The following is a 938-nucleotide window of genomic DNA, read 5'->3' as shown; positions in this document are numbered from 1 at the left end:
TGTGTTTAAATTTGTGTTTTCGATTTTGCAAAATTACTTTTATCAAATTTGCTAATCCCTACTGTAACATCTGGAAAAAGCTTGTGGGTTACAGTGAAGTTAAAAAAACATCTAGATTTTTTACGTCCTAATGACATAAAAGTTAAATATTACACTCATCAAAAAACCTTAGAACGCCATCATCATCGTTTTAGGGTTAGTTATATTTTCAATTTTATTGTAATGATGTTGTAATAAAAGCACTTTTTATTTTATTATTGTAAGATTTAGTTCATTAATTAATAAGTTAGCAGTTTTAAATTAAGTATTATTTTTAGTATATTATTTAAATATCTTTTTTTAAAATTAACTTTCCTATTAATTTTCTACAATTAATTCTATAACTTTCGAAAATATATGTCTTTCCCTCAATGTAAAAAGGACTAATCCATGTTGTTGCTAATGGATTAGTCCTTTATTTTTAGTATGAGCTTTATATGTCACTCACTCTATACATTTATATTCATATTTTAAAATTGCATATTATCTTATTATGCAGTAACCCATTGTGAAGCACCTTCAGATTCATATAAATCCATTGCTGCTTGATCTTGTACTGATTCTGGTGCTTCTGTTGGTGATTGACCTTTATATTCATCTGGCGCTACTGAATCCCATGTACTTTGTAAGAATTGATATTTACCTGCTGCACCTGAAGATGGATTAACTGCTTTTAAGTCGCCACCTGATTCACGTTGCGCGATTTGTTTCAAGTGATCGTTTACTTCTACTGATGAACCACTTGATGCTTCACTTGAATTATCTGTTGATTGTTGTGATGAAGCTTGTTGTGGTTGTTGTGTTTGCTCAGTTTGAGGTGCTTGCTCTTGTGCTGGTTGTTCTGATGAAGCTTGTTGTGGTTGTGTTTGGTCTTGAGTTTGCGTTGCTTGTTCTTGTTG

At 30.9% G+C, this 938-nt stretch carries 1 protein-coding gene; it reads right to left on the bottom strand.

Going from position 1 to position 938, the window contains the following annotated elements:
* Positions 1-530: 530 nt before the first annotated feature.
* The coding region (locus CD150_RS11795; RefSeq protein WP_142382341.1) for a transglycosylase family protein at positions 531-938 on the bottom strand (408 nt) is incomplete at its 5' end.

Source organism: Staphylococcus ureilyticus, assembly GCF_002902235.1.
GTDB classification, from domain to species: domain Bacteria; phylum Bacillota; class Bacilli; order Staphylococcales; family Staphylococcaceae; genus Staphylococcus; species Staphylococcus ureilyticus.
Note: the sequence above shows the minus strand (reverse complement) of the source record. Positions and strands in the feature narration are given on the sequence as shown.